Source organism: Nocardia sp. NPDC004718, from assembly GCF_053601535.1.
In genome coordinates this window covers 153,059-178,609 of the sequence record NZ_JBSGCA010000005.1, presented here as the reverse complement: position 1 = coordinate 178,609, position 25,551 = coordinate 153,059, and the positions used below count along the sequence as shown (strand labels likewise).

24 protein-coding genes and 1 pseudogene are annotated in these 25,551 nt (G+C 69.7%); 12 read left to right on the top strand and 13 right to left on the bottom strand.

The features are described 5' to 3' along the window. The first annotated feature begins 38 nt into the window (after positions 1-38). Genes ACWEH3_RS06260 through ACWEH3_RS06250 form a run of 3 tightly spaced genes read left to right on the top strand, consistent with a single transcriptional unit; the run spans position 39 to position 2,881 of the window. Positions 39-707: a DUF3239 domain-containing protein gene (locus ACWEH3_RS06260; RefSeq protein WP_450022308.1), complete on the top strand. Its 669-nt coding sequence runs from the start codon at positions 39-41 to the stop codon at positions 705-707. 53 nt (positions 708-760) lie between these two features. Then, the gene (locus ACWEH3_RS06255; RefSeq protein ID WP_450022310.1) at positions 761-1,399 is read left to right on the top strand and encodes a LysE family translocator; all 639 of its coding nucleotides are present in this window, start codon (positions 761-763) and stop codon (positions 1,397-1,399) included. Between the two features lie 60 nt (positions 1,400-1,459). Further along, the gene (locus tag ACWEH3_RS06250; protein WP_450022312.1) at positions 1,460-2,881 is read left to right on the top strand and encodes a M1 family metallopeptidase; all 1,422 of its coding nucleotides are present in this window, start codon (positions 1,460-1,462) and stop codon (positions 2,879-2,881) included. 4 nt (positions 2,882-2,885) lie between these two features. On the opposite strand, the gene ACWEH3_RS06245 is transcribed toward ACWEH3_RS06250, so the two are convergent. Further along, on the bottom strand, positions 2,886-3,713 hold the full coding sequence (locus ACWEH3_RS06245) for a hypothetical protein (protein WP_450022314.1): 828 nt from the start codon (positions 3,711-3,713) through the stop codon (positions 2,886-2,888). Positions 3,714-4,008: 295 nt separating this feature from the next. Here ACWEH3_RS06245 and ACWEH3_RS06240 point away from each other — a divergent pair, with 295 nt between their 5' ends. Beyond that, complete coding sequence (locus ACWEH3_RS06240; RefSeq protein WP_450022315.1) at positions 4,009-4,539, top strand: LppU/SCO3897 family protein; 531 nt, start codon at positions 4,009-4,011, stop codon at positions 4,537-4,539. On the opposite strand, the gene ACWEH3_RS06235 is transcribed toward ACWEH3_RS06240, so the two are convergent. Next, positions 4,540-6,834, bottom strand: a complete 2,295-nt coding sequence (locus tag ACWEH3_RS06235; RefSeq protein ID WP_450022317.1) for a helicase-associated domain-containing protein — start codon at positions 6,832-6,834, stop codon at positions 4,540-4,542. Positions 6,835-6,929: 95 nt separating this feature from the next. Here ACWEH3_RS06235 and ACWEH3_RS06230 point away from each other — a divergent pair, with 95 nt between their 5' ends. Further along, positions 6,930-7,118 (top strand): hypothetical protein, encoded by a 189-nt coding sequence (locus tag ACWEH3_RS06230; protein ID WP_450022319.1) that lies wholly within the window; start codon positions 6,930-6,932, stop codon positions 7,116-7,118. A gap of 83 nt (positions 7,119-7,201) precedes the next feature. On the opposite strand, the gene ACWEH3_RS06225 is transcribed toward ACWEH3_RS06230, so the two are convergent. Then, positions 7,202-7,837 (bottom strand): resuscitation-promoting factor Rpf1 domain-containing protein, encoded by a 636-nt coding sequence (locus ACWEH3_RS06225; RefSeq protein WP_355074971.1) that lies wholly within the window; start codon positions 7,835-7,837, stop codon positions 7,202-7,204. A 406-nt stretch (positions 7,838-8,243) separates the two neighbouring features. Continuing rightward, positions 8,244-8,486, bottom strand: coding sequence for a hypothetical protein (locus ACWEH3_RS06220; protein ID WP_450022321.1), 243 nt, complete (start codon positions 8,484-8,486; stop codon positions 8,244-8,246). 189 nt (positions 8,487-8,675) lie between these two features. On the opposite strand from ACWEH3_RS06220, the gene ACWEH3_RS06215 reads away from it, so the two are divergent. Beyond that, the gene (locus ACWEH3_RS06215; protein WP_039795090.1) at positions 8,676-9,095 is read left to right on the top strand and encodes a cold-shock protein; all 420 of its coding nucleotides are present in this window, start codon (positions 8,676-8,678) and stop codon (positions 9,093-9,095) included. 168 nt (positions 9,096-9,263) lie between these two features. Here the strand turns inward: ACWEH3_RS06215 and ACWEH3_RS06210 are convergent, their stop codons facing one another. The 3 genes from ACWEH3_RS06210 to ACWEH3_RS06200 all read right to left on the bottom strand — a co-directional run bounded on the left by ACWEH3_RS06210 (position 9,264) and on the right by ACWEH3_RS06200 (position 12,642). Continuing rightward, positions 9,264-9,845, bottom strand: coding sequence for a DUF2771 domain-containing protein (locus tag ACWEH3_RS06210; RefSeq protein WP_450022323.1), 582 nt, complete (start codon positions 9,843-9,845; stop codon positions 9,264-9,266). After that, entirely contained in the window at positions 9,842-11,776 is a 1,935-nt protein-coding gene (locus tag ACWEH3_RS06205) for an MFS transporter (RefSeq protein WP_450022325.1), read from the bottom strand. The genes ACWEH3_RS06210 and ACWEH3_RS06205 overlap by 4 nt, the downstream gene beginning before the upstream one ends. Before the next feature lie 92 nt (positions 11,777-11,868). After that, positions 11,869-12,642, bottom strand: coding sequence for a glutaminyl-peptide cyclotransferase (locus ACWEH3_RS06200; RefSeq protein ID WP_450022327.1), 774 nt, complete (start codon positions 12,640-12,642; stop codon positions 11,869-11,871). Positions 12,643-12,659: 17 nt separating this feature from the next. Here ACWEH3_RS06200 and ACWEH3_RS06195 point away from each other — a divergent pair. Together ACWEH3_RS06195 and ACWEH3_RS06190 are read left to right on the top strand one after the other, a co-directional pair. Further along, positions 12,660-13,392: pseudogene (locus ACWEH3_RS06195) on the top strand (DUF3027 domain-containing protein); the annotation flags it as partial. Positions 13,393-14,767: 1,375 nt separating this feature from the next. Further along, entirely contained in the window at positions 14,768-17,617 is a 2,850-nt protein-coding gene (locus ACWEH3_RS06190) for a sacsin N-terminal ATP-binding-like domain-containing protein (RefSeq protein ID WP_450022329.1), read from the top strand. Between the two features lie 6 nt (positions 17,618-17,623). Here the strand turns inward: ACWEH3_RS06190 and ACWEH3_RS06185 are convergent, their stop codons facing one another. Continuing rightward, positions 17,624-18,241 (bottom strand): TetR/AcrR family transcriptional regulator, encoded by a 618-nt coding sequence (locus tag ACWEH3_RS06185; protein WP_228829715.1) that lies wholly within the window; start codon positions 18,239-18,241, stop codon positions 17,624-17,626. Positions 18,242-18,366: 125 nt separating this feature from the next. Between ACWEH3_RS06185 and ACWEH3_RS06180 the strand changes: the two genes are divergently transcribed. Beyond that, entirely contained in the window at positions 18,367-20,427 is a 2,061-nt protein-coding gene (locus tag ACWEH3_RS06180; protein ID WP_450022332.1) for a neutral/alkaline ceramidase, read from the top strand. 9 nt (positions 20,428-20,436) lie between these two features. Here ACWEH3_RS06180 and ACWEH3_RS06175 read toward each other — a convergent pair whose 3' ends face one another. Beyond that, positions 20,437-20,676 carry a DUF2530 domain-containing protein gene (locus tag ACWEH3_RS06175; RefSeq protein WP_379250503.1) on the bottom strand — a complete coding sequence of 80 codons (240 nt, stop codon included), beginning with the start codon at positions 20,674-20,676 and terminating at the stop codon, positions 20,437-20,439. Positions 20,677-20,792: 116 nt separating this feature from the next. On the opposite strand from ACWEH3_RS06175, the gene ACWEH3_RS06170 reads away from it, so the two are divergent. After that, the gene (locus ACWEH3_RS06170) at positions 20,793-21,230 is read left to right on the top strand and encodes a MarR family winged helix-turn-helix transcriptional regulator (RefSeq protein WP_355074955.1); all 438 of its coding nucleotides are present in this window, start codon (positions 20,793-20,795) and stop codon (positions 21,228-21,230) included. Positions 21,231-21,278: 48 nt separating this feature from the next. On the opposite strand, the gene ACWEH3_RS06165 is transcribed toward ACWEH3_RS06170, so the two are convergent. The 3 genes from ACWEH3_RS06165 to ACWEH3_RS06155 all read right to left on the bottom strand — a co-directional run bounded on the left by ACWEH3_RS06165 (position 21,279) and on the right by ACWEH3_RS06155 (position 23,348). After that, the gene (locus ACWEH3_RS06165; RefSeq protein WP_450022335.1) at positions 21,279-21,506 is read right to left on the bottom strand and encodes a hypothetical protein; all 228 of its coding nucleotides are present in this window, start codon (positions 21,504-21,506) and stop codon (positions 21,279-21,281) included. A 200-nt stretch (positions 21,507-21,706) separates the two neighbouring features. Next, a complete protein-coding gene (locus tag ACWEH3_RS06160) occupies positions 21,707-22,108 on the bottom strand; it encodes a YccF domain-containing protein (protein ID WP_355074951.1) in 402 nt (133 codons plus the stop codon). Between the two features lie 37 nt (positions 22,109-22,145). Further along, positions 22,146-23,348 carry a GNAT family N-acetyltransferase gene (locus ACWEH3_RS06155; RefSeq protein WP_450022337.1) on the bottom strand — a complete coding sequence of 401 codons (1,203 nt, stop codon included), beginning with the start codon at positions 23,346-23,348 and terminating at the stop codon, positions 22,146-22,148. Between the two features lie 111 nt (positions 23,349-23,459). On the opposite strand from ACWEH3_RS06155, the gene ACWEH3_RS06150 reads away from it, so the two are divergent. Beyond that, positions 23,460-24,263, top strand: a complete 804-nt coding sequence (locus ACWEH3_RS06150; protein WP_450022339.1) for a TrmH family RNA methyltransferase — start codon at positions 23,460-23,462, stop codon at positions 24,261-24,263. Then, entirely contained in the window at positions 24,260-24,559 is a 300-nt protein-coding gene (locus tag ACWEH3_RS06145) for a DUF2537 domain-containing protein (protein WP_450022341.1), read from the top strand. Before ACWEH3_RS06150 ends, ACWEH3_RS06145 begins: the two co-directional genes overlap by 4 nt. Positions 24,560-24,585: 26 nt before the next feature. On the opposite strand, the gene ACWEH3_RS06140 is transcribed toward ACWEH3_RS06145, so the two are convergent. After that, complete coding sequence (locus ACWEH3_RS06140; protein WP_450022343.1) at positions 24,586-25,329, bottom strand: DUF6928 family protein; 744 nt, start codon at positions 25,327-25,329, stop codon at positions 24,586-24,588. Positions 25,330-25,551: the final 222 nt, after the last annotated feature.

Sequence of the window (25,551 nt, the reverse complement as noted above, 5' to 3'; positions counted from 1 at the left end):
GAGGCATCCCCTCCACAAACTGTGCTAGGAATGAGGGCGTGCGACACTTCGAATTCGCGGTGGACCGCGAGCACGCCCACGCGGTGAACGAAGTCTTCGCCGACCTTCGCCGCCTGCGTCTGCTGGCGATCGCCGCCACGGTGGTCGCGGCGGCGGGCACGGCGTTGCTGATCTGGCTGGACCATCCGTGGGCGTATCTGCTCGCGGTCGCCTTCGCGCTCGGCACGGTGACGGCGCTGTGGGTGGCGCTGTGGACACCGTGGCATTCCAGCATCGACAAGCTCTACGCGGACGGTGAGCTGGTACCCGCGGTGGTCTCGGAGGCGCGTCCGTCGGGTGTCGTGCTGCTCGCTTTGGTCGACGTTTCCGCGCCCGATACCCGCGATCCGCGCTACGCCTTGGTGACCCGGAAGGTCCGCGACCTGCCCGGTCACCAGGCCAGGGCCGGAGAACGCGTGCCGTCGGTCGCGGTGCGCACCGACCGCGCGCCGCGCCAGGTGGGTCAGCGCTGGCAGTCGGTGAGCGCCATGCCGATCGCTTGGGGCACGACCGACGACTCGGTCATCGCCCGCGCCCGCGCCGCGATCAGCGAGACCGAGTGGCGGCTGCTCACCGACAATCTCGCGCTCGCGGAGAAGGTGCGGCGCACCACCACGAAACGCCTGCTGCTCGATCCGCACCAGCTACCGGGCGAACTCGGTTCCTGAATCCGGCTGTGTCGGCAGGGCTTATCGGTTGCGCCCTCGCCTAGACTCGAAGGATGGTTCCAGCGTCCAATCTGCTGGCATTCGTCGCCGCCGCGGTCGTCATCATCGTCGTGCCCGGTCCCGGCGTACTCTTCACGGTCGGTCGCGCGCTGACGCTCGGCCGGCGCGCGGCCCTGCTGTCGGTGCTCGGGCACGCCATGGGCGTCTACGCGGCCCTGGTCCTGGTCGCGATCGGGCTCGGCGCCTTACTGACCGCGTCGGCGCTGGCGCTCACCGTGGTCAAGTTCGCGGGTGCGCTGTATCTGATGTATCTCGGAATCCAAGCTATCCGCCGGCGTTCGGCATTGCGCGAGGCGCTGGGCGCCGCGGTCGAACCGGCCCCGAACACGCGCGTGCTGCGGCAGAGCGCCGTCGTCGGGCTCACCAATCCCAAGGCGATCGTCTTCTTCTCCGCGGTGCTGCCGCACTTCGCCGACCCGTCCTCCGGGTCGCTGTCGTGGCAGTTCCTGCTGCTCGGCACGGTCTTCCTGGCCATCGCGCTGGTCTCCGACAGCGCGTGGGCACTGCTGGCCGCCTCGGCGAGGTCCTGGTTCGCCAAGTCGCCGCGCAGGCTGGAGGCGGTCGGCGGCGCGGGCGGGGTGATGATCTTCGGTGTCGGCGCGTCGGTGGCGCTGACCGGAAGCGGCGACTGAAGCCGCTACCATCCAGCGAAGTCGGTGCGTCGGTACCGGCGCGAGGCGGGGTGGAAAGGGGTGGTTGTTCGTATGTGGTTGTCCGGCCGGATGTGCGCGGCGGTCGCGTGTGTATTCGCCGCGGTGTCTCAGGTGCCCGCGCACGCGGAGCCGCCCCCGGACCCACTGGTCGGCGCGCCGGGCCTGGGCGATCCGTACTATCCGCTCGACGGCAACGGCGGCTACGACGTCCAGCACTACGACGTCGGCATCGACTACGACCCGCCCAGCCGGAAACTGGCGGGCACCACCACGATCACCGCGCACGCCACCCAGGCCCTGCGCGTGTTCAACCTCGATTACGCGGGGCCCGATGTGCGCGAGGTGACGGTGAACGGGCTGCCCGCCGACTTCGACCGCAACGGCGAGCACGAGTTGACCGTCACGCCGACGTTGCCGCTGCTGCCAGGCCTGCCGTTCACCGTCGCGGTCGACTACGCGGGCCCCGCAGTGAACGCCGAAGGGGAGGGATGGACCTTCGCACCCAGCGGCGGCGCGTTCGTCGCCGGTGAGCCGCACTCGGCGACGACTTGGTACCCGCTCAACGACACACCGCTGGACAAGGCCACGTTCAGCCTGAACGCCACCGTTCCCGCGGAGTGGGAGGTGATTTCCAACGGCGTGCGCATCGAGGACGTGGTGCGCGGCGACAAGCGGACGGTCCGCTGGTTCAACGCCAAGCCGGTGGTCGGCTATCTGACCACGGTCGCGATCGACAAGTTCGACTACCTCGAGCAGCGCAGAGCCAACGGCATTCCTCTGATCAGCGCGTTCGCCCCGAATGTGGAGCAGGACCAGCGCGAGTTGGAAAAGCGCGTGCCGGAGATCCTCGACTTCGCCGAAAAGATCTACGGCCCTTACCCGTTCGAGGCCGCAGGCGGCATACACGTGGACGCGGGCATCACGTTCTCGCTGGAGACCCAGACCCGCCCGCTCTACGCGCCGTCGATCGATCTGCAGACTGTCGTGCACGAGATCACGCACCAGTGGTGGGGCGACTGGGTGTCGATACGCCGGTGGTCGGACATCTGCCTGAACGAATGCTTCGCCAGCTATACCGCCGACTACCTGTGGCCGGAGCGGATGGACGGCAAGAACGTCGACGACCAGTACCGCGAGACCATCCGCAAGTACCGCGACAGTGATAAGTACTGGAACATCCCGCTGGAGGACCCCGGCGTGGGAAAGGAGTTCACCTCCGTCTACTACCGCGGCCCGCTGTTCCTGCACGCGCTGCGCAGGCAGATCGGCGACGAGGTGTTCTTCGCGGCTGTTCGGGACTTCCTCGCCGCGCATGCCTACGGCAACGCCTCGATGCCGGAATTCCGCGCTTTCGTGCAGTCACGCTCGCCCATGGACCTGACCGGGTTCTTCCACGCGTGGCTGAACACCACCGCGCCGCCGCCGGAGGAGTACCTGTTTCCGGGCGTCCTGCGCAGCTGACCCGTCAATCGTCCCCGGCGCGCTGCCGGGCCTTCGCCAGCCTGCGTTCGGCTCGCTCCACCTGACGGCGCGCCGCGTGCAAGTCGTTCTTCGCCGACCGCTCGGCCGACTTGCGGAACTGCCGCTGCTGTTCGGCGTGCTCGAGCTCGTCGCGCAGCGCGGCGACGCGTTCCTCGGCCGAGGACAGTTCTCCGGTCGCTTCTTCGAACGCGGCCCCGGCCGAATCCTCCTCGGCGCGGGCGGTTTCGAGCGCCTCCTCGGCCTCCCGCAGTTCTCGGCGCGCGCTGTCGTCGGGCTGCCGCACGGCCGCTCGTCCGGGCCGCGTGGCCGGTTCGGGCACCGCGAGCAGACCCGGTCCACTCGGTCCGAAGCCTTCGTAGCTCGCGGCCGTAGCGAGTGTTCCGGCGCGCAGCCGATCGGCCACGTCCCGATCGGCGAGTGCGGCGGTCAAGGTCTGGCCGATCTCCCGGACGACGTTCTCGCCGACCGGATGCCCGTGTTCGGCGGCGAGCGCTCCCGCCTTCTTGGCGAGGGCGTTGACCAGTTGCTGGCGCTGCGCGGTCAGGTCGCGCAGTTGTTCGGCCGAAAGTTTTCGCTGCGCGGCGGCCAGCGCGGCGGCCAGCCGCAGCAGGGCGGCCACGTCCTCGGGCGCCGCCCTGGACAGCAGGTTCGCCGCCCACGCGGTCAGGGTGGGTTTACGCAGCTTGCCGATGGCGGCCGCCAGTTGCTTGTCACCCGACTGCTTCGCGGCGGCCGCCCGGTCGGCGCGCGCCGCGACGAACTCCGCGGGCGCCAACCCGTACAGGTCGCGTGCGACGTCCTCGACCGTCATACTGCCCAAGCGTAACGACCAGGTCTCGGGCGACGACACACTCCGCATACCGGACAAGAGTCCAGTTGCATGGAATACGCGAAAGGCGTTGCTAGTGAATTACTCTGCGTTCTTCTTGCTCGGCCGTCTGCTCCCCAGCATCCTCGGTTACGCGCTCATGGGGCTGTACGGCACGCACAGCATCTAGGACGCCTCCTTCCAGGTCGCCCGGCGGGCTGATGCGGCCGCTCAGGTCGTGCGGGTATCCTCACCGCGTTCACGAGCACGTGAACGTTTCGGTGAGAGAGGTTTTCAGGTGAAGTTTCCAGGAACGAGGTTGCTGGCACGGATCGTGCTCGCCCTCGTCGCGGTGGCCGCGGTGGTGGTCACGGTGGCCGGCTGTTCGTTGATCGAGGACGCGGGCAAGTCGGACACCGCCAAGGCCAAGGCCGGCGACTGCATCAACGTCATCGAGGGCTCGGCGGTCGACTCCAAGACCGAACCGGTCGACTGCTCGTCGGACAAAGCCGTGTACAAGGTCGCGCAGTCCTACGACAAGAAGACCGACTGCGCCGCCGACTACACCTCCTACGAGGAGACCCTGGCCGGCGGTACCACCGCCTTCCTGTGCCTGGCCCCGAACTTCAAGGTAGGCAGCTGCTACAACGAGAGCAGCACGACCGGATACAAGCACGTCGACTGCGCTGCCTCGGACGCCACCTTCAAGGTGCTGAAGCGGATCGACGGCAAGGCCGACGAATTATTGTGCGACCAGGACGCCGACGGCTTCCGCCTCATCGAAACGGACCCGAAGGTCACCTTCTGCACCGCCAAGCCCAAGGGCTGATCATTCCAGCAGGGCAACCGACGCGATCCGGTGCAGCGTGAAGTGCCGGACCGCGCCGGTGACCGGGTCCAGCGCGTCCAGCTGCCCGTTGCCCACCTTCAACGGCTCCACCACCCGTTGGGAGGCGACGCCTTGGGCGTCGACGTAGCCGATGTTCACCGACCGCCGCACCCTGGCCGCGAGCTGCAGCAGGGCGAGGGTGGCGGCGGTATTGGTCCGCGTGCCATCCGTGCGTACCGCTTGACCGGACCGGGCACTGGCGGCGCGTTCGCCCGCGCGCAATTCCGTGACGAGCAGTTCGAGTTGTTCGGTGCTGGGCGGTGTCGGCCGATACGGCTGCCGCGCGACGGGCCGCACCGAGATCCGCGCGCCCCGCGGCCGCAGATCGACGATCGCGCCGCTCGAGTCCTCACCCGCGGGCGCGAAACCGGCCGCGCGCAGCTGTTCGAGCAGTTCGCCCAGCGGCGCTTGGGCGATGGCGACGGTCGGGGCGATGGATCGCAGCGCCAGCGCGCTCGCCACCGGCGCGGACAGCACTTGGGCCAGTAGCGCCGGGTCGTCACTGCGGATGAACGACTGGGCCATACCCGCGCGCAACTGGCCGTGACGCCGGGCCACGTCATCGATCAGATAGGTCAGTGCCTGCGGGATCGGCGTCCGGGAATGCGCGGCGAACAGCGCGTGCAGCTCCGCCGCCGTCAGCCCGGCGTCCAGCGCGCGCCGCACCGAGGACTCTCCGATCCGGTATACCGTTGCGGCGCCCGCGGATTCGACGTCGGCGACGAGGGCGACGCGACGCTGAAGGTCGGTGGTCAACGGGCCGGGTGCGATCACCGTGAGATCCGCTTGCACCAGCACGTGGTCCACCGGCTTCGGCAGCGCCGCCTCCATCTCCGCCTCGGCGTCGGCCACGCTGGTGGGCGCCGCGTGCAGCAGCGCCCGCGCCGCCGAGCCGAGCGCGCCGCGGCCGATCAACCCGAGCGCCGCCGCTTCGGCCAGCGTCTGTTCGACCACCTCCGGCCGGAAATTCCTGCGCCTGCGTGGCTGCCGCCAGGCCAGTACCCGGCCGATCTCCGTTGGGGCCAGCGCGGTGCCGGACGGATATTCCGCCAGCAGGGCGAGGATCGCGTGCCGGTCGCGCGGCGCGGTCGGGGTGCGCAGTTCCAGCGACAGCGCGGCCAGCGGCTTGTCGTTGGCGTCGCGCATGCCGATCATCCACGGCATCCGATCCAATTCGAGCCAGGTGAGTCCGAGGGCGGCCCAGCGCCGGGCGGGCGGCGCTTCCAGCCAGGCGTCCACCAGTGGCGTCGGCGCCCAGAAGTCGTCGGTCGTCTCGAAGTCAGGTGGCGGGTCCGGCAAACCCTTCTCGATCAATTTGGCGGCCGCCAGCAGCTCGACCAGCAAACCCGCCCTCGGCTCGTCGACACCGGCCTGCTTGGCGATGCGGCGCAGCTCGCGCACGCCCAGGCCGCCCGCGCGCAACGCGGGAGCCGGGGCCTGGCCGAGCACCTCGAGCACGGCCGCGCAGTGCCGCAGCAGCTCGCCGACCTCGCCCGCCGCGACCGCGTTCACATCGGCGGGCGGGTATTTCGCCGGCTCCGGTCGCGGCGGCGTCAGGGCATGCGGGTGGGTGACCGGTTCCCGTCGCAGCACCTGGCCGACGGTGACCGGGAGTTCGACGGTCTCGGCATCGATCCAGTGCAGCAGCCTGCGCGCCAGCAGCCGCTGGATCGGCCGGTCGGCCGGAGTGCCCGGTGCGGCGTCCTTGGTGCGGCCACGAGGCCCTGTCGCGGCCAACTTGTCCAGCAGGGACCGTTCGGCGGGCGGCAGCTCGGGCAGCGCCGCGACCACCTCGGGTTCGGTGAGCGCGTCGGGGATCTCGGTCGCGGTGCCGATCGGCCACGGCAATGCCTCGGCGGCCGCCGGAATCAGGTGTAGTCCCTGCTCGGCGTCGATCCAGACCAGCGCGCGAGCGGTCAGCCGCTCCAGCGCCTCATCGATCGCGGCGGCCGGCACCCGTTCGCTCAATTGCACATGCAACTCGGCGCGGCGCAGCGGGCCACCGTCGGTGCGCGTCACCCCGTGCATCGCAAGGGTTTCCACGATGGCGAATTCGAGGGTGTTCAAGTCCTCCGTGGCGCGCAGCACCGACGCGCGCTGTTCGACGCGGGCGGCGAGCACGGCGATGGCGGAGGGCAGCGGGACGGCCAGGTCGGGCCGAAGCTGCAGCAGCGTCACGAGCTGGGCATCACTGCGGGCACCGAGCCATCCGGCAAGGGAGTCGGTCGCGGTCATCCGATCCAGCCTACGATGCTGGGCGATCGCCCGCCGACGTCCGGAGCTACGGGCTGCGGCGCATCCGAGGAAAGCGGCCGGGCTAGCATGGGGCCGTGGTGAACAAATCTAAGAAATCCTACGTCGACAACGGCTGGCCGAAGGTCGCCGACGGTGACCAGGCGGTCACCGAGCTCTCTTCGGCCCGATCCGGTGGTCTCTCGCCCTACGGCGAGGACACCAAGTTCCCGGTCCCGGCTGAGCAGTTGCCTTACATGCACCCGAACACGGTGATCAACCGCTGAGCGCGCGACCGGAACGTTCTCGGCTACGGAGAAGGGCCCCGCATCCACGTTGATGCGGGGCCCTTCTTGCTGAAGCCTTCGGGTCAGGAGGGGAGCAGACCCTTGTTCGCCTCGTAGAAGTTCACGATCGCGGGGTCGAGGGTGACTCCGCTGGACTTGGCGGCGTTGAAGAAGTCGAGAGCTTCCTTGGGCACCTGGACGCCCTGGCTCTGCACGACCTCGAGAGCGCGGTCGACGGCCGAGAAGATCTGCTGCGTGTCGGCAGGCGCGGCAGGCGCGGACTGAGCGAGCTGCGGCGCGGGGTTCCAGCGCGGGGTCTCGGCGGTGGCGGGCGCGGAGCGCGGGCTCGGCGCGCTGCTCAGGCCCAGCTTCGAGGAGCAGGAGGGCCAAGCGCCCCAACCCTGCGAGGCGAGCACCTTCTCGGCGACCGCGATCTGCTGTTCACGGCTGGCCTGGTTGGCGCTGGCGGCGTATTCCTGACCGCCGTGAGCGCGCCACGTGCTGGGCGAGAACTGCAGCCCGCCTTGGAAACCGTTGCCGGTGTTGATGCCCCAGTTGCCGCCGGCCTCGCACTGAGCGAGTCGATCCCAGTCGGAGTCGGGTGCCGCGCTGGCGTTGCCTGCGAAGGCCACACCGGCGGTGCCGATGATGGCCCCGGTCACGGCAACCTTGGCTACCGTGCGTCCGGTCGAGCTTGGCTTGCGATGGCGTCCACTCATATCGGGTTCGTCTTCCTCTCGACGCACCTGCGACATCTTCGGTTCTGGTTCGGACTGAGAGGTCGTCCGTTCCGCCCTCGCCCCTACGTTTCCGTCGGGGGAACCGGTACCCGCGGGGCGAGGCTCGGTGCGGCGGGCCGGTGGTCGCCGGGGGTGCCCCGGCTGGATAAGACCGTACGACGAACCGCGGGAAAAATCACTATTTGGTAACCGGCGTGTACCAACGGGTCTCGACGCGATATCGGACCGGGAAGAAGGCTTCGTGCAGCTAGAGACGCCGCGGTCGCACCCGCTGCCGGTCGTCACCGCTTCGTGATCTACTCGTAATGTGACGAGGATCACACACTGGAGTGGGTAACGATCGCATCGGGTAACCGGTTGGGTGTCGGATCGGGGGTGATCCGCTTCAGCGCGACCGGCGGCCCGAGCGCAGCGCGAAGACGAGCGCGAGCACGAACCCCAGCGGCGCGAGCATCGCCCCGAAGTAGAGCCACAGCCCCGGCTCGCCGTCGGTCAGCAAGGGGATCGCGAAAATCGCGATGATAGCCAGCAACCCCAGCGCGAACACGGAGAGCGCGAGTTGCAGCAACCAGTCGCCGCGCCGCCGTGGGGCGCCGCTGGGCGGGGTCGGAGCGGAAGGGTTCGTCACGGTTCGACGGTAAAACTGATGTGCTTGCGTTATTCGCACCGGGGTAGACTCGATAGCAATCGCGTCCTGCAATCCTGCTGGGCGCGTTCTTTTCGCACAGGAAACGGGGCCGGTCGCGCGACCGGCTCGGTAGACGGATGTGCTCGGGCCGTAGGGGTCCGAGTTTTCGATGATGAACGGGTGAGCGCAGTGCCGACCGGCAGGGTGAAGTGGTACGACGTCGAAAAGGGCTTCGGCTTCCTTTCCCAGGACGAGGGTGAGGACGTCTACGTGCGCTCGTCCGCGCTGCCCCAGGGCGTCGAGGGCCTGAAGCCCGGCCAGCGCGTCGAATTCGGCATGGCCGCAGGCCGTCGCGGCCCCCAGGCGCTGAGCCTCAAGCTGCTCGAGGCGCCGCCGTCGGTCCGGCAGGGCCAGGAACGCAACGCGCGCAAGGAGCCTGCCGCGCGCAGGCACACGCCGGACGAGCTGCACGGCATGGTCGAGGACATGATCACGTTGCTCGAGGCGAAGGTGCAGCCGGACCTGCGTAAGGGCAAGTACCCGGATCGCAAGACGGCGCAGCGCATCTCGGAGGTCGTCCGCGCGGTGGCGCGCGAACTGGACCACTGATTCCGCTCGATCTCGCTCGATCCGGGCGGTCGTAGGGCCGAATTACATTGCGGTAGGACGCTCTCGGAGCGCCGAGGCGTGCCCGGCCACCGACCGCGCAGACGCCCGTGTGCTCGGACGAGCACCGGCGCCCGCAGGGTCCGCGAAAGGCGTTGCGTCCGAGATTCGCTACGCCGTGCTGATCGACCAGGTGGCGTGCGGCACGTAGAACTCCCGGCCCGTCTCGTCGCGGGCGAGGATCGGCAGCTGGAACTCGACGCCGATGAGGCGCAGGTCCGGCTCCGGTTTCGAATCGATGGTCAGGGCGAAGGCCCGGTCCGGGTAGTCGTTGCGGCTGATCACCTGGTCGACTTTCTCGCCGTTCGGCAAGAGGTAGACCAGTTGTGCGAGCCAAGGCGCGTCGGCGACCTTCTTCGGAAGCGACAGTTGCAGTGGGTAACCGGCGGGCACTTCCAGGTCGACGGTGCGGCCACGGTGGCAATCCGGCGTGTCGGGCCCGCAATTCAGCGTCGTGAACACCGTGCCGGGGACATTGTCCTCGGGCAGGATGCTGCAGTCCTGCATGGTCACCGAGCAGTAGCTGAACGGCCGCACGGTGACCGTCTTGCCGTGTGCGTAGGCGGTGAGGGTGACGTCGGGCTTCTCGGCGTCGTGGACCAGCACCGCGAGCACGCCCACGAAGGCGACGGTGAGCACGAGCAGTGCGGCCGCGGCCAGCGCGGCGATCGTGCGTGCGTTGAGCTTGCTCACCAGGTCGGGTCTCCTTGCCCTCGTCGAAAGCGTTCGGCGTCACCGCCGCGCGGCGCCGGGTCCTCCGCCCGAGGCGCGCTCGCCGGATATCCGTGCGGCCGGGTCGTCGGCACCTCTTGCTCCGCGTGCTGGGGACGGTTGCCGCCGAGGCCGGGCAGTAGCGAGTGGCCTCGGAAGCTGAGGAAAGTCTGCACCAAGCCAAGGACGAGTATCACGGTGACCACCGCGAAGCCCTTCCAGTAGTCGGTCGGCAGCAGCACACCGGCCGCACCGCCGACGACCCAGCTCAGTTGCAGCACGGTCTCCGACCGCCCGAAGCCGGAGGCGATCGACTCCGGCGGCAGGTCGTCCTGGATCGAGGCGTCCAGCGACACCTTGGCCAGCGCGCTCGTCCCCGCTGCCACCAGGGCCGCGGTCGCCGCGCCGAGGAGGTTGTCGGCGAACGTCGCGAACAGCGCCACCAGCGCGCACGCCGCCGTGCAGCCGAGCACGACCAGCGAGGGCTTGCCGAGTTTCAGCCGGGCGCCCGTCGCATTGCCCGCGAAATTGCCGATGGCCGCGGCCGCGCCGACCGCACCGAGCATGAGGGCCTGCTGCGCGGGCCGGTGTTCTGTCGCTTTGGCGACGAACGCGACGTAGAAGGTGAGGAACCCGGTCAGGACACGAATGGCGCTGTTGCCCCAGAGCCCGGTCACCACGGCGCGGCCGAGCGGTTGCCTGCGCTTGCGCGGCGGGATCGACGACTCCGCGTCGGAGGAGAGCACCTCGGTGCGCGCGTCGGCGCCGTGATAGCTCAACGTCGCGGGCACCTCGCCCTCGGTCACCTCCACCCAGGAGGGGATGCGCAGACTCAGATACGTCCCCCCGCAAGCGATCAGCGCCGCGAAGACCAGTGCGCCGTTGGAGCCCGCGATCGCCGCGGCCGACCCGGCCAGCGCTCCGGCGCCCATCGTGCCGCCGACCAGCCCGAACACCGTGAGGCGGGAGTTGGTGCGGACCAGATCTATGTCCGGCGGCAGCACCCGGGGCGTGACCGCGCTCTTGAGCACGGAGAACGATTTGCTGCCGATCATCATGCACAGCGCGAGCGGATACAGCGCCCAGGTGTCGAACTGGAAGACCAGCGCCACCGCGACCACCGCGCGCACCGCGAACGACGTCGCCAGCGCGAGGCGGCGACCGCGCTGCAGGCGATCGAGCAGCGGTCCGATCAGCGGGGCGATCACCGCGAACGGCGCGATCGTGATCAGCAGGTACAGCGCGACTTTCGTCTTGCTCTCCGCGGTGGCGCTGGCGAAGAACAAGGTGTTGGCCAGTGCCACCGCGATGGCGGCGTCCAGGGCGAAGTTCGCCATGGTGGCGTAGGTGAGCGCCGTGAGGCCGGACTTGTCCGCGCCGTCGGCCTTGGCCGCGCGCTGGAAGGTCGCGATGCCTTTCTCGGTGAGTTGCCTGCCGCGCATGGCGGCCACGCGGGTGACCGTGAGTTTGCGGGGCATCCGCCGCGCGCCGGCGGCATCGGGGCTCTCGGGTTGCTGGACCTGATCCTGCGCGGCGGTCTCGGGATAGTCGCGTTCGGCGGGCGCCGGTGTTTCGCTGTACCGGGGCGGCTCCGGACGGTGCGGGAAGACGTGCCGAGCCGCGCGGTCGGAGGCCTTAGGCTGCTCGGCGTCGGTCCCGACCGGGAGCGGCTTGGTGGGCGGAGGCTGCGCGGGCCGTGGCGGGTCGCGTCGGGGGCTCGGCGGCGGTCCCGGCTGGTCATGACGCTCAGCGGCGCGTCCGGATCGCGGTCCGAGCGGTGGTAGTGGCCTGCGGCGCCGCGGCCCGTTGGGTGGCGGATATCGGTCGAAACCGGGATGCCGATCGAACGGCGGAACCTCCTCGCCTTCCCGCCGATCACGGTCGGGACCGGAAGGTTCGCGGGGAGTAGTCACGACTCCAATTCTGGCGCACTCTCGGGCAGGGCGTTCACGCGCGCTCCGGGGTGGCGGCGGAAAGTGATCGTCGTCGCGACCCGCGATCGCACTCAGGCGGGGGCGAAGCGGACCTCGAACATGGTCGGCCAGTTCTTGCCCGTGATCAGGAACCGGTCGGTGCCGGGCAGTTGGGCGATGCCGTTGAGGGCGTCGGCGCCTGCCCGTGCGGTCGCGGGGAGCAGACCGGCGGCGTCGGCGGTCGCCAGCACGGCGCCGGAGTCCGGGTCGATGCGCAGGATCGTGTCGGTGGGCCAGTCGTTGGCGTAGACGGACCCGTCCGCCGCGCATTCGAGCTCGTTGAGGCGTGCGCCGTGGTGACTGTCCAGCTCGATCGAGCCGGTAGGGGCGAAGGTGACCGGATCACGGAAGGTGAGGCGGTCGGTGCCGTCGCTCATCACCAGACGCCCGTTTCCGGCGCACAGACCCCAGCCTTCGCCGTCGTAGCTCACCCGGCCGCGTTCGGCGAGCGTCGCCGGGTCACGGGCGATGGCCACGCCGTCGTGCCAGGTCAGCTGCCAGAGTGTGGCGCCGGCGAGGGTGATGCCCTCGCCGAAGTACGGGGCGGGCAACTCGGTCCTGGCCAACTCCTCCCCGGTCGTCAGCCGGGACGCGCGCACGCCGGACGCGCCGACCAGCCCGGTGCTCTCGTAGAGCACGTCGCCGTCGACCTCCAGGCCCTGGGTGAACGCCTTCGTATCGTGCGGCCGGGTGGCGATCACCTCGATGTTCATGCTGGGAGCCTGGTCCGCTACGCCGCCGCATCCACCCACGATGAGCAGACCGACCAGCACACTGATGGCCAACGCACGCCGATTGCGTTCCATACGGCAAAATGTAGGCCGTGAGCGCAGTTTCTGTTTCGGAGTCCGGCGTGCGGCCGATTCTGGCCGATGCCGTCGATTTGGCCCGCCGTGCGCTCCTGGAGTTGGAACCGTCGGCCGTCGGCGCACACCTCGGCGTGATCGCCGAGGACGAGAGTGCGGCGACCCACCGATTCGAGGCCACGCTCCCCGGTTACCGCGGGTGGCAGTGGGCGGTCGTGGTGGCCGCCCCGCCCGACGCCGACCACGCGACGGTGAGCGAGTCCGCGTTGCTGCCCGGGCCCGATGCCTTGGTCGCGCCCGAGTTCGTGCCCTGGGAGCAGCGCGTCCGCCCAGGGGATCTCGCGCCCGGTGACCTGCTCGCCCCGCCCGCCGACGACCCGCGCCTGGTGCCGGGCTACGTCGCGACCGGCGATCCGGTGGTGGACGAGGTGGCCTACGAGGTCGGTCTGGGCCGTACCAAGGTGATGAGCAGGGAAGGCCGCGAAGAGGCCGCCGAGCGGTGGTACACCGAACACGGACCCGACTCGGAGATGGCCAAGGCCGCGCCCGCCACCTGCGGGACCTGCGGCTTCTATCTGCCACTCGCCGGGTCGCTTGGCGCCGCGTTCGGTGTCTGCGGCAACGCCATGGGCGCGGACGGGCGCGTTGTCCACGTCGCCTACGGCTGCGGCGCGCACTCGGATACCGAGGTTCCAGCCGGTAACGGGTCGCCGCTGTTCGAGGCGTATGACGACGCGGCCATAGAGGTGATCTCGCTCGAAACCGCCGACTCTCGCGTGGCCCCGCGGGACGCCGGCGAAGCGCCGGCAACCGAGGACATCGGTCCGCACGGTGCGGCCGCCGAGAATGTCGCGATGGCCGCCGACCAGGGAGTCGCCGAAGGCGCAGCCGTGGGCGAGGATGCCGCTGCGCCTGCTGGAGACGTCTCGACTGGCGAGGATGCCGCGGTCGTCGAGAATGCTGTGGACGTGCAGGCTCCTGCGGTTTCCGGGGAAGCTGCCATCGCGCCGGAGGACCGGTCCGAGACCACCGCCACGACCGGCGATCCCGCGTTCCGCGAGGACGCCGCACTCGGTGAGCGCGCCGCGGTGGTCGAGGAAGCCGCGGCGATCGGGCACGAAGAGGTCGCCGAGAACGCTGCGGTGGCCGAGAACCCAGTCGTCGCCCAAGACGCGGCCTTCGCCCAAGACGACGCTGCCGCGAACGCCGCCGTCGGCGAGCATTCCGGCATCGCGGAAGAACTCACGGCTGTCGAAGGTGAAAGCACCCCCGTCGAGGATTCGGGCGCGACCGCCCAACCCGCGGGCAGCACGGCGGCTACGCACCGCGATGTGGCCGAGTTCGTCGAGGTCAGCGCCGCCGAGGTCGGCGAAATCGACCCCGCGGCCGCGTTCACCGAATCGAGCATCCCGCCCGCCGTGCGTGCAGCGCCGAGCGCGGACGTTGCCGCCGAAGCACCGACCGGCCACGAGCCCGCCTCTGCCGACGCGGTTGCCGGGACGGTCGCGGATGAGCCGAATGTGGCGACGGACAACGCGGCCACCGGTCCGGCTCTCGGAACGGATGAAGCGGCGGACGCCGGTGAAAGCGGTTCGGATGCCGCACCGGTCGATACGGAAGACGCCGATGCCGCCCCGCGTCCCGCGGTGGCGACCGATCGCGCGGCCGGTGCGGCGGAGTCCGAGTCGGCCGAAGCGGGCACGACGGGATCGCGTTCACCCGAGGTAACGAGCGGTGATGCGTCGCCGGGTACTGACGATCCGAACGCCGTCGACGCACGCGCGACCGAACCGGACGCTGTCGAGTCGAGCGAAGCAGCCGGATCGAGTGACGCGACGACGGACGCCGCCGAGTCGACCCCGGTGCGATCCATCGCAGCCGATCCGGATGTGGCCGAGGCTTCCGACGCCGTGTCGCAGGCGCACGAGCCCGCCCCGTCGTCCCAGGCGGACACGCCTGGCGCACCGGAATCCACCGCTACGCCGGCCGCCGGTGACGCCGACGCGCGATCCGAGTCGGGTATCGCCGACGCTCCGGGTTCCGAGGCACGGCCGGAGTTCCAGTCATCGCCGCGGAACTGACCGACGCCGCCGACCCGTTCGGCACTTCGGCGCTGCGAGCGGCGGTGCTCGCCGCATGGCGTGATTCGCCGACGCGGTTGCGTGAGGACGCCGCTACCGAGAACGACCTGGTGCGCGCGGGCTACCGGGATCGCTTGCTGACCGAGTTGGCGCAGAATGCCGCCGACGCCGCGCGCAAGGCGGGCGTGGACGGCGCCGTCGTGGTCTGGCTGGACGGTCGTGACCTGCACATCGGGAATACCGGTGCGCCGCTGGACGTCTCCGGCGTGCACGCGCTCACCGCCTTGCGCGCGTCGGGGAAGTCCGACGGCGGGACCGTCGGTCGATTCGGTGTCGGTTTCACCGCGGTGCTCGCGGTGAGCGACGACATCGAGCTGCGGTCGGTCTCCGGGTCGCTGTGGTTCTCGCGTGCCGAGACCCGGAACGCTCTGCACCGCAACGAGATCCGTTTACCCGCCGTCGATGTCGGCGAATTCGCCCCACCGGTGCTGCGGTTGGCCTGGCCGATCGAGGCGCGACCGGCGGACGGTCTCGACACCGAGGTGGTGCTGCGGCTGCGCGCGGACGTGGACGCCGACGCACTGCTGGCCGCGATGCGCGCCGAAGCCGTCGATCTGCTGCTGGAACTGCCCGCCCTGCATCGCATTCGGATCGGCACGGCCGAATTCGTCAGCAGTGCCGAGGACATGGGCGACGGTATGCACGAGGTCTATGTCGACGGTCCCGGCAGCGAACAGCGCACCTGGTGGCAGTACCGCGCGCCGCGTGCCCGCTGGTTGCTGCCGGTGCGTGACGGCAGGCCGGTGGCCGCCGCCCCCGATGTGCTGCGGGCGCCGACCAGATCGGACGAGGAACTGTCCCTGCCCGCCTTGCTCATCGCCGACATCCCGATGCAGCCGGATCGGCGCAGATTGCTGCCCGGCGCGCGGCTCGCCGAACTGGCTCGCGGCTACGCGGATTTCGCTCGTGCGCTTTTGCCACGCGACCGGCTCGTGCTGGTACCCACGCCCGGGTTCGCTCGCAGCGAGGCCGATGGTCTGCTGCGCGAAGCGCTGCTGCGCGAATTGCAGACGCGTCCTTGGCTGCCCGTAGTCGCCACCCACCGGCACGCCTACCCGGAAGGCCTAGGCGACCCCGAGCCCTTGACCGCGGACCACCTCGGGGCGGGCTCTCCCGCCTTTCCCGGCGCGGACGACGAACCGCTGGGTCGGGAATCGGGCACCATCGCCGACATCGAAGCGCGGAATATCGCCGTCCCCACCCGCGCCTACGTCTTAGCCGGTCTGACCGCGGAATTGGCCGACCTGCTCGATGAAGTGGTCGGTCCCCTGGTGATCCCGGACCTCTCCGGGCGGTCGCACACCGAGGCCATGGGCGCGCTGGACGTGCACCGGCTCGGATTGGCTCGGCTGGCAGAGTTGTCCGGGGGCTTGGAGCGGCCGCCGCGTTGGTGGCGATCGTTCTACGCCGCGCTCGAACCGTTCGTGGTGGATCCGCTCGCGGCGGAGGAGTTGGGCGCGCTGGCGGTGCCGCTGGCCGACGGCAGACTCGTCACGGGGCCGCGCACCGTGGTGCTGGACGATCAGCTCGAGGTCGCGATCCCGCTGCACTGGGCCAGGCTCGCGCACCCGGAGGCCGCGCACCCCCTGCTGGCTCGGCTCGGCGCGCGGTCGGCCACCGCCGAGGATCTCCTGACCGACCCGGGCTTGCGCGCCGATCTGGAGGACCATCCGGGCGACCCCGACACCGCCGATGCCATCCTGCGTCTCGCCGCGCATGCCGACCGGGAGGCCCTGCCTTCCTGGCTGGGGCTGCTCGAATTGCCCGATACCGAAGGTGAATCGCGGCCCGCCGACGAACTGCTGCTGCCCGGCGCGCCGCTGCGCGAGCTCCTGGTGCCCGATGCGCCGTTCGGCACCGTCGACCCCGAACTGGTCGAACGCTACGGCGCGGACGCGCTGCGCGCCGTCGGCGTCGGCTGGGATTTCGGTCTGATCGTCGAAGCCGATCCGACCGGTCCGGACCACGATCTGGACGACGAGGAGCACTGGTGGTCCACGCTGCCCGACGATCCGCCCGAGCTGGTCGCCGTCCGTGACCTGGACCTGATCGATGACGCCGCCTGGCCGGAAGCGTTGCGGCAGTTGGCCGGGTCGCCGCGCACCCGCCGCCTGCTCACCGACGCCGACGGCTACACCGCGTGGTGGTTGCGCCGATACGCGCGGGTCGACGGCACTCCGCTGGGACTTCTGCGCCATCCCGCCGCCACCGACTTCGACGGGCTGTTACCGGCGTTCGCCGTCGCCGGTGTCGACCCGGACGCTTGTCGCGCGGTTCTCGCGGACCCCGCGACGATCACCGACGAGTTGGCCGCCGCTTTGTTGGAGGCGCTAGCCGACACGTCGAGAACTCCCTCGCCGGAGGTCGTCTCCCGCACTCATGCCCGCTTGGCCGCCGCTGTCGCCGCCGGCCTGCTCGACCTCGCCGACCTGCGGCCACCCGATCGCGTGCGCGCGCTCACCGGCGCCGTGGTCGATCCGGAAGACGCGTTCGTCCTCGATCGACCGTGGTTCGGCCTGGCGGTGCCGCCGGATCGATTGGTGGTCGGCGATGCCGGAACGGCCTCGTCTCTGGCGGCTCTGCTCGATCTGCGGCTGGTGTCCGAGGCCGTCACCGGCGAGGTGGTGAGCGTCGGCCGTCGCACGACCTGGGCAGCGGAGCCGCTGGGAGTCGTGCTGCGGCAGCTGTTCGCTTTGCCGCCGCAAGCGGGCGAGCTGGTCGTACACCACGACCTGGCGGTGCGGTTGAGCGGCGCGATCGAGGCCACGGTCGCGGTGCCCTGGTGGCAGACCGGCTCGGCCGTGCACGTCCGCGCGCCGCGGCCGGGTGGCTGAGCTCGGCTACTGCGCCGCGTACCCCGTGAGCATCTCGCTCAGCAGATCGAGCTGCCCGCGCACGCTCTCGCTGTCGTTGTCCACCAGCCAGCGCAGCACCACACCGTCGATGACGTTGAGCGTGAACCGGCTCAGTGTCTGCACCGGGACCGACCAGGTGTTGCCGGTCGCGTCGCGCGCGTGCTCCAGGATGTCGGCGACCGTGGAGTCGTTGAAGTTGTACTGCTCGCGCGCGATCGCGAGTTTCGCCGGGGTTTGTTCGCCCTCGCGCAACGCGTAAGTGGTCGTTTCGTAAGTGAGCAGCTGGCGTTCCGGAGTGGCTTCAATGTTCAGCCACATCAGTTCCAGACCCGCGCGGATCAATTTTTGAAGGGCTTCTTTTCCACTTCCGACGTCCTGCCAAACCGTTTCGTTCGCGTCGACGGAATCGCGCAATTCCATCGACAACGCTTTGACCAGCTCGGTCATCAGCGCGTCCTTGTTTTCGAAACAGTAATGCACCACACCGAGCGAGACGCCGGCCGCCTGAGCGACATCACGCGTGGTCACGCCCGCAACACCCTTTTTCTCGGCAAGGCCGATCGCGGCCTCGATAAGGTGGGCCCGTCGTTCTTCGACGCTCAATCGGGAGGACACCCAAGGGAGTTAAGCGCCCACGGCTCGTGCAGTCAATTCAAGGGTGGAAAAAATCTGGACTGGACGAGTGACCAGTTGTGTGGTTCGCTGCATCGGGACAGAAGGAGACGGGTATGCCGGTGTCACGCCGAACTGTTCTGACTCGGACGGCGATCGGGTCCGCCACGCTCGCGGCCGCGACGGTACCCGGGATGAGCGAAGCGCTCGGCGTTCCGGCGGCCGCCGCACCGGATTCCGGCGGTTACGAGATCGGTGTCGGACTCTCCGACATCACCGGCCCGGCCGCCGAATGCGGGATGATGGGCTATTCCCAGCTCGAGCAGCAGACCGCGGGCATCCACCTGCGCCCGCGGGCGCGGGCGTTCATCATCGGCGGCGCGGGGCGGCGGATCGTCTTCGTGGTCGCCGAGAACGGAATGATCTTCCAGTCCGTGCACCGCGGCGTGCTGACCGAACTGGCCCGGCGTTTCGGCGACCTGTACACCGAGCAGGACGTCCTGCTCACCTCGACCCATTCGCACGCGACCTGCGGCGGCTCCAGCAACGACTACGCCTACAACCTGTCCATCCTCGGTTTCCAGCAGCAGGTGTACGACGCCGAGGTGAACGGGATCGTCGAGGCGATCGCCGCCGCGCACGCCGATCTCGGCCCCGGCTCGCTGTCCCTCGGCCGGGCCGAGCTGCACAACGCGAGCGTGAATCGGTCGCGCGTGGCTTGGGAACTCAATCCGCCTGCGGACAAAGAGCATTTCCCGGATGCCATAGACCCCGCGGTGACCACTCTCGTCTTGCGCAAGGGCGGGCGAACGGCCGGGACCATCACCTGGTTCGCCACGCACAACACGTCCATGACCAACGCGAACCGGTTGATCAGCTCGGACAACAAGGGCTACGCCGCGTTCTCCGCCGAGCACATCGAGCACGGCGTGCGCTACCTGGACGGCAAGCCCGCGTTCGTCGCTGCCTTCGCGCAGACCAACGCCGGTGACATGTCCCCGAACCTGAACCTGCGCCAAGGCTCCGGTCCCACCGAGGACGAGTTCGAGAACACCCGCATCCTCGGCGAGCGGCAGTACGCGGCGTCGAAAGAAGCGGTGGCCGAGGCCCGGTCGATCTCCGGCCCGGTCGACGGGACGCTCTGCTACATCGACCTGGCGGACATCGCCGTGGACGGCCGCTTCACGCCGGACGGCATGCCGCGCCGCACCGCGCCGGCTGCGGCGGGGGTGTCGCTGATCGCGGGCAGCGTCGAGGACGGCCCGGGTCTGCCCGGCGGCCCGATCCCGGAGGGCGTGCGCAACCCGTTTCTCGAGGCGCTCGGCGATCCGGCCCAGCCCGCGCCGGCCTGGCTGGCGGACGCGCAGGCGCCGAAAGCGATCGCGGTGCCGCTGGGCCTGCTGCCTCCGGTGCCTTGGGTGCCGAATGTGGTGCCGATCCAGCTCGTTCGCATCGGCGAGCTCTATCTGGCCGCCGCGGGCGGCGAGTTCACCATCACGTCGGGCCTGCGCGTTCGCCGGGCTGTCGCCGCGGCGCTGAACGTTCCGCTGGAGCAGGTGCTCATGCAGGGATACGCGAACGCCTATCACGAATACGTCACCACGCCAGAGGAATACGACTCCCAGCAGTACGAGGGCGCTTCGACGTTGTTCGGCCGCTACACGCTGTGCGCCTATCAGCAGGAGTTCACCCGTCTGGCCACGGCATTCGCCGCCCGCGGCCCGGTGCCGCGCGGCCCGGCCCCGCGCGATGTGTCCCAGTTGCAACCGAACTTCCAGCCGGGCGCGGGTCCGGACGCGGCCGCGCCGGGTCGCTACTTCGGTGACGTGCTCGTGCAACCGCACCCGTCCTACGGTCCCGGAGACCAAGTGCTGGCCGAATTCGTCTCGGCCCACCCGAAACACGACAATCGGCGTAACGGGACGTTCCTGGAAGTGCAGCGCAGGAATGCGTCCGGCGAATGGGTGCGGGTGGCCAACGAGGGCGAGTGGGCGGTGAAATACCACTGGAGCAAGCGCGGGCTCGCCGAATCGGTTGCCCGGTTCACCTGGGACATTCCTTTCGACGCCGAGCCGGGACGCTATCGCTTCCAGCACTACGTCACCCGTCTGGATCCCGGCGGCGCGCTCTACCCGCTCACCGGCACGACCGACGAATTCGAGCTGGTCCGAAGGTAACCAGGTGGGCTACAAGCCCGTCTGCGCGCCCTTGTCCCCGCGCCGCGCGCCGCGGCGCTGAACCAGATAGATGACCAGTCCGATCAGTCCGACCACCAGGCCCATCAGGCAGACCGGACGGGCTGACGCCCACCGGTCGCCGCCTGCCCACACCACCACGGTGGCGATCAGCCACAGCGCGCTGCCGACCGCGAGCACGGGGCGCGGGTCGGTCAGGCGCGGCGGAAGCTGCGGGACTTTTTGTGTCACGGCTCGAGCCTAATCGGCCCGGCCGGGAGGAGTCCGCCGCCCGCGCGAAGACGAGGTGGCCGCACCATGGCGGGAAGCCGCGACCGGCCGCCCTCGGTCCCGTATCGTTTGCCACTGTGACAACGCCATCGGATGTCAGAGCCCTTGCTGGTGAGCTCTCGCTGGCGGTCGTTCGACTGACGCGACACCTGCGCGGCCGTCGTGCCGACTCGCAGATTTCGCTGACTCAACTCTCCGCGCTCGCCACGCTGGCGCGCGAGGGCGCGATGACTCCGGGGGCACTCGCCGCCAAGGAACGCGTCCAGCCCCCGTCGATGACCCGCGTCATCGCCTCGCTCACCGATCTCGATCTCGTCGAGCGCAATCCGCATCCGACCGATGGCCGTCAGATCATCGTCTCGCTGTCCCCGGCGGGGCGCGCGCTCATCGCCGACGAAGCCAGCGCCCGCGAGGCATGGATGACCGAGCAGCTGTCGACGCTCACCGAGGACCAACTCGTCGTGCTCACCCGCGCCGTGGCGATCATGAAGCAGATCGTCGCGGAATCCGAGTAGCGCCACGGCCGCAACGGAGTTCGTCGCATACGCCGCCGAAGGCTCGGATCAGCGCTTGGCCCGGATGATTCCGGCGCCCCACCAGAGCAGGCCGCCCGCGATGGTCAGGCACAGGACGAAGGCCGGATAGACCAGAACTCCGTAGTCGTCGGCCCATCGGGGCAGGCGCGTGAGCTGGGTGGCCGCGCCGATCAGCAGCAGCACTCCCAGAGTCACCGCGATCGGCGCGAGTGGCGCGGTGTCCGAGTCGGCCCGGCGGGCGGTTCGGTCGGTCATGGTGGAGCCCTCCCGTGCGGTCGGCTCGGCGCCCGCTCGGGACGCTGTGGCACTGGAAATAAATCAGTTACCTTCTAGCTAACCTTCGCACGGAGGTGTGATTTCGTTAACACACTGTGATGCGGATCACAGTGTCGTCGCGACATGGCGCAGCTGTTCTCCCGCGGCGTCGGGCTGTCGAAACCGCGGTGGACCGGGCGCTATTGCGCGCCGAACGGCCGATCGCTGTCCACGATCTCCCGCCCCAGGGGGAACAGCGAGATCGGTATGAACTTCAGGTTCGCCCAGCCGAACGGAATGCCGATGATCGAGAGGAACAGCGGAATGCTGGTGAGCAGATGCCCGAGCGCGAGCCACCACCCCGCGACGATGAACCAGATGATGTTGCCGATCAGCGAGCCCGCGCCCGCGCCGGGCTTCTCCACGGTGGTCCGGCCGAACGGCCACAGCACGTAGGCGGCGATCCGGAACGACGCGATGCCGAAGGGAATCGTGATGATCAGGATGAAGCAGATGATCCCCGCCGCGATGTAGCCGAGCGCCAGCCAGAATCCAGCGAAGACGAGCCACAGGATGTTGAGGATCAACTGAATCGGCTTCATGAGACCAGCATGCCAGTCCGCGGCCCGCCGCGCGTCGTCAGAAGAACCAACCGAGCATCGCGTCCCGCTCCGCGCGGAAGGCGTCGTCGAAGGCACGCAGCTGCGCGGCGTCTTTCGCCCGCAACCGGTTCGCCGCGGCGAACACTCGCGCGGGATACGCGCCGAGATACATGCTGCCGAGCACGTCGATGCCCAGTTCGATATCCGCCGCGCGATCGGTCGGCTCGCATTCGGCCGCTCCGTTCCGCACGCGCAGTGCGAACGTGCCGCCCGCGTTCCGGAAGGGATCGGCCACCTCGAGCGTCACGTCCAAGTCGCTCGCGTAAGCGCGTGCTGTCAGTGCCGCCGGGACGTCCATCAGGCGCAGCCACAGCCCGTCGTAGCGGGCGGTGGTGCGCACCAGGCGGGGATCGGTGAGCAGATAGGGCAGCGGGTCGTGGTCGGTGAGCACGGCATCCACCCGTCGCACCAGATCGAGTCCGAGCAGGGCCCGCCACAGGGCCGCGTGTGCCTCGGCCGTGACCGTCCGCATCTCGGCGACTTCCACCGTCCGTGCCCTGCCGTCCGAGTGGTACCGATACAGCGCGTAGCCGTCGGCGTGCAGGAGTCCGAACAGGGTGGTGCCGCCCTCCCGGTAGCGTTGCGGATCATCGAACACGATGTCCCAGGCCGCCGCAGGACGTACCTGTGCGCCGGGCACCAGCCTGCGCCACCGGTCGTAGATCGCCTCCGCCGCCGCGCGCAGCTCGCCCGGCGGGCGCAGCGTCACACCGCCGGGGTCGGGTGCCGAGCCGAGGAATTCGGCGAAGCGCCGCTCGATGCTCACCGCGTTCTCCCGTGTGGCGGGACCGTAACCGAACCGGCCGTAGATGCCGCCCTCGCTCGCGGTGAACATGGTCAGAGGCAAGCCGTCGGCCTCGACGCGCCGATGCTGTTCGGTGTACATGGCGCGGAGGATGCCGCGCCGCCGGTGCGTCGGTGCGACGCCGACGCCCGCGATGCCGCACACCCGCACGGTCCGCTCGCCGGGCACGGTCACCGTCATGGTAGTGGACTGCGTGTGCCCGACGACCTCTCCACCCTCGACCGCGACGATCGAGTTCTCCGGTGGGAACAGCAGCGGATTCGGGTCCACCTCGGCCGGATCGTAGCGGGTGCCGAACGAGGTCTCCACCAGTGTCCTGATCGCGGCCGCGTCGTCCGCGGTGGCCGACCGAATGGTGATTCCCGGCAGGGTCATGCCTCGACCATCCCACGTCCGCGTACCTGCCCGCACGGCATTTTCGCCGTCCGCGACCGCGCGGCGAACACCGATTCGGACCCGGCCGCGGCGGCCCGGCAGGATGGAGCGGTGGCCGAAGTGACCGACATCGATGACCCCGCCGACCCACGGGTCGACGACTTCCGCGATCTCAAGTCGGCCGATCGCAGGCCCGATCTACCCGGGCGCAAAGGACTGCTGATCGCCGAGGGCGTCGTGGTGGTCCAGCGCATGCTCGATTCGCGTTTCGCGCCGACCGCCCTGCTCGGAGTGGAGCGCAGGCGCGCCGAACTCGCCGACGACTTGGTGACCGTCGACGTGCCGTACTACCGCGCCACGGCCGAGGTGATGGCCGAGGTGGTCGGATTCCACCTCAACCGCGGCGTGCTGGCCGTCGCTCGCCGCCCCACCGATCTCGGCCTGGACGAGGTGATCGAGAAGGCGCGCACGGTCGCGGTGCTCGAAGGCGTCAACGACCACGAGAATCTCGGCGCCATGTTCCGCAACGCCGCCGGGCTCGGCGCCGACGCGATCCTGTTCGGCGACCGCTGCGCCGACCCGCTGTACCGCCGCGCCGTCCGGGTATCGATGGGACATGTGCTGCGCGTGCCGTTCGCGTCAGTGCCGAGTTGGCCGGATGGTCTGGATATACTGCGGCGCAAGGGATTCCAGATCATCGCCCTCACGCCCGACCCGGCTGCGGCGAATCTGGCCGCGGCGATGACGGGGGAGCGGGTGGCGTTGTTGCTCGGAGCCGAGGGACCGGGACTGACCGAGGAGGCCATGCGGGCCACCGACGTTCGCGCGCGTATCCCGATGACGCCGGGCACCGATTCGCTGAATGTGGCGACCGCGGCCGCGATGGCGTTCTACGAGCGGGTGCGGACGGCGTGACCGGACCGTACCGGCCGTATCCGTCCTACCAGGACCCGACGCCCTGGGGTGCGGGCCTGACCGTGGCGTTCCTGGTGGCGCTGTTGTCGGCGGTCGCGGTGTATGCCTTCGGGGCCGCGCTGGCCGAAGTGCATCCGTTACTCGCGGTGGCGGTGAATCTGGTCGCGGCAGGCGGCGCCGCGCCCACCGCATGGCGCTGGCGTTTCGCCCCGGTGACGCGGTGGGTGATCGGCGGCGGCGTGGCGGGCGTGCTGCTCGGATGGGTCGTGTTGCTGCTGGGTGGACTATTCGGTTGACGAGGCCGGACCCGCGGGGCGCGCGGCTAACCGACGGGGTCGTGTCCGCGCAGCCAGCCGAACAGGCCGCGCTTGCGCGAGGTCGTGTGCGCCCCGCCATCGCCTGAGCCGCGCAGCCCCGAGGTGGGCAGCTTGCCCTTCGGGTGCAGCGCGAACTTGCAGATAGGTATGTCCCCCGGGCCGAGCGCGCCGGATGCGGCGGCCCCGCGGTAGTGGAAGCCGAGCCATTCGTTGTTGGCCGCGTCGGCGAAGTCGGGCGGATCGAACGGCAGCGACTGGGGGTCGGGCAGCTCGCCCGCGCGCCAGCGCACCGGATGCTCGCCTGCCCAGTAGGACCGTTCCCATACCAGCGGAAGTCCCTCGTCCTCCAAGATGTATACCCGGGTCGAGCTGAACGACCTGCGGAACTCGCCGCGCTCCCAGTGAGCGAACGCCCCCCAGCCGTGCTCGACGTCGAACGACACCAGATAGGTGTGTTCCGAGGCCAGCGGGCGTACCAGCAACTCCGGGATCTCGGTCGGGTGGATGCGCGCGGCCTGGGCCGAGCACAGCACCGTCACGCCCGGAAAGCAGCCGATGCAGACCTCGTCGATCGCCGGGCCCGCGCAACCCGCCAGCGTGCCTGCCACGATCGGCTGCACGTCGCGGTCCTGGTGCAGTTGCTTCGCCAGTGCCAGTGCGGCTTGGGGGTCCGGGTTGTGGTTCGCGCGCAGTACCGCCAGGGGGTCCGGTGCGTCGACGTACCAGAGCGACCAAGCCTTGGACAGCATTCCGGCACCTCCCGATAGTCGCACGAATGGGCTCCGCGAACTTCGAGCAACGCGCAACGCGCCCGCTCGCCGCACTGCTGCGGTGACGTTGTTCCAGCGCTGAGGCCCGTTGTCGACCACACCGGAATTTACTCGCCTCGCCCCGGCGTCGGTGCGGCTTCGCACTGTGAACACCGGTTCGTGACCGCTGATTTCGCGCGCGCACCCGGAAGAGCGCTACCG